The 2,954-nt window shown below is 67.7% G+C and carries 1 protein-coding gene; it reads right to left on the minus strand.

Features of this window, described 5'->3' with window-relative positions:
• Window positions 1-53 precede the first annotated feature (53 nt).
• On the minus strand, window positions 54-2,954 hold a 2,901-nt coding region (locus E1832_RS00115; RefSeq protein WP_133357747.1), incomplete at its 5' end, for a pyruvate carboxylase.

Consider the following 2,954-nt stretch of genomic DNA (forward strand, 5'->3'; position numbering starts at 1 on the left):
GCGGGTCCGTCCGTCCGCTGCCGCGGCTGGTACTGCCGCTGGAACTGGTGGGGTCATTGGAGTTCGATCATGAGGTCTTTTGCGTCGATCTGGGTTCCTGGCTGGACGTGGACGGCCTTGACGGTGGCGTCGTGGTCGGCGTGGATGGCGGTTTCCATTTTCATCGCCTCGATGGTGAGCAGCAGATCGCCGGCCCTGACCGCGCTGCCGGGCCGGGCCGCGACGGAGGCGACGACGCCGGGCATCGGCGCGCCGATGTGGTTCGGGTTGCCGGGCTCGGCCTTGGGGCGGGCCTGGGTTTCCGCTTTCACCAGCCGGTTGGGCACCCGCACGGTGCGCGGCTGGCCGTTGAGCTCGAAGAACACCTTCACATCGCCCTTCTCGTCGGTCTCGCCCACCGCCTGGCAGCGGATCTCCAGCGTCTTGCCGGGGTCGATCTCGGCCGAGATCTCCTCGCCCGGCTCCATGCCGTAGAAGAAGGTCCGCGTCGGCAGCGTGCGCACCGGCCCGTAGAGCCGGTGCCGCCCCATGTAGTCGAGATAGACCTTGGGATACATCAGATAGCCCATCAGATCCTCGTCATCGACCGGCCGGCCGTCCAGCTCGGCGCTGAGCGTGGCGCGGGCCGCCTCCAGCTCGACCGGCGCCAGGTGCCGGCCGGGGCGCTCAAGGTTGGGCGCCTCGTCCTTCAGCACCTTCCTGACGAGGCCCGCGGGAAAGCCGCCCGGCGGCTGGCCCAGGTTGCCGCGCATCATGTCGATGACGCTGTCGGGAAAGGCGACCTCCTTGTCCGGATCCTCGACATCGGCGCGGCTGAGCCCCTGGGAGACCATCATCAGCGCCATGTCGCCCACCACTTTCGACGACGGCGTCACCTTGACGATATCGCCGAACATCCGGTTCACATCCGCATAGGTCTGCGCCACGTCGTGCCAGCGCTCCTCCAGCCCCAGAGAGCGCGCCTGCGCCTTGAGGTTGGTGAACTGCCCGCCCGGCATCTCGTGCAGGTAGACCTCCGAGGCCGGCGCCTGCAGCCCGCTCTCGAAGGCGGCGTACTGGCCGCGCACCGCCTCGAAATAATCGCTGATCTCGCGGATCGCGGCGATGTCGAGGCCGGTGTCGCGCCCGGTGTGGCGCAGCGCCTCGACCACCGAGCCCAGCGTCGCCTGGCTGGTGTTGCCGGAAAACGCGTCCATGGCGCAGTCGACCGCGTCGACGCCGGCCTCCGCCGCCGCCATGATCGAGGCGATGGCGACCCCGGCGGTGTCATGGGTGTGGAAATGGATCGGCAGGCCCACCTCCTGCTTCAGCGCCGCGATCAGCGCGCTGGCGGCGGCGGGCTTCAGCAGCCCCGCCATGTCCTTCAGCCCCAGCACATGGGCGCCGGCGGCCTCCAGCTCGCGCGCCATGCCGACGTAATACTTCAGGTCGTATTTGGCCCGGTCCGGATCGAGGATGTCGCCGGTATAGCAGATCGTGCCCTCGCAGATCTTGCCGGCCTCGATCACCGCGTCCATGGCGACGCGCATGTTCTCGACCCAGTTGAGGCTGTCGAACACGCGGAAGACGTCGATATTCTTCGCCGCCTCCCGCACGAAGGCCTGCACCACATTGTCGGGGTAATTGGTATAGCCGACCCCGTTGGAGCCGCGCAGCAGCATCTGCGTCATCAGGTTCGGCATCGCCGCGCGCAGGTCGCGCAGCCGCTGCCAGGGGCATTCCTGCAGGAACCGGTAGGCCACATCGAAGGTCGCCCCGCCCCAGCATTCCACCGAGAACAGCTGCGGCAGACGGGCGGCATAGGCGGGCGCCACCCGGATCATGTCGACCGAGCGCATCCGGGTCGCCAGCAGCGACTGATGCCCGTCGCGCATGGTGGTGTCGGTGATCAGCAGCTGTTTCTGCGCCCGCATCCAGTCGGCCACCGCCTGCGGCCCCTGCTGCTCCAGCAGGTTGCGGGTGCCCATCTGCGGCTCGCCCCGCTGGGCCGGCGGCTTCGGCAGCCTGATATCGCGGCGCGGCTCGGGGCGGCCCCTGGTCTCGGGATGCCCGTTGACGGTGATGTCGGCGATATAGGTCAGCACCTTGGTACCGCGGTCCTGCCGTTTGGCGAAGTGGAACAGCTCCGGCGTCTCGTCGATGAAGCGGGTGGTATAGCTGTTGTTCAGGAACGTCGGATGCTTCAGCAGGTTCTCGACAAAGGCGATGTTGGTGCTGACCCCGCGGATGCGGAACTCGCGCAGCGCCCGGTCCATCCGCGCGATCGCCATCTGCGGCGTCGGCGCCCAGGCGGTCACCTTGGTCAGCAGGCTGTCGTAATAGCGGGTGATCACGCCGCCCGCGTAAGCCGTGCCGCCGTCCAGCCGGATGCCCATGCCGGTGGCCGAGCGATAGGCGGTGATGCGGCCGTAATCGGGGATGAAGTTGTTCTGCGGATCCTCGGTGGTGATCCGCGTCTGCAGCGCGTGGCCGTTCAGCCGGATCTCCTCCTGCGCCGCCTTGCCGGTGGCCTCGGCGATGGGTTTGCCCTCGGCGATCAGGATCTGGGCGCGGACGATGTCGATGCCGGTCACCTCCTCGGTGACGGTATGTTCCACCTGCACCCGCGGGTTCACCTCGATGAAATAGAACTGCTCGGTCTCCATATCCATCAGGAACTCGACGGTGCCGGCGCATTCGTAATTGACATGGCTGCAGATGCGCACGCCCAGATCGCAGATCTCGGCGCGCTGCGCCTCGGTGAGGTACGGCGCCGGGGCGCGTTCGACCACCTTCTGGTTGCGCCGCTGCACCGAGCAGTCACGCTCGAACAGGTGATAGATCTGCCCCTGCTTGTCGCCGAGGATCTGCACCTCCACATGCCGCGCCCGGGTGATCATCTTTTCCAGATAGCCCTCGCCGTTGCCGAAGGCCGCCTCGGCCTCGCGCCGGCCCTCCCGCAGCTTCTCGGGCAG

The sequence above is a fragment of the Antarcticimicrobium luteum genome (assembly GCF_004358185.1).
Taxonomy (GTDB): Bacteria; Pseudomonadota; Alphaproteobacteria; order Rhodobacterales; family Rhodobacteraceae; genus Antarcticimicrobium; species Antarcticimicrobium luteum.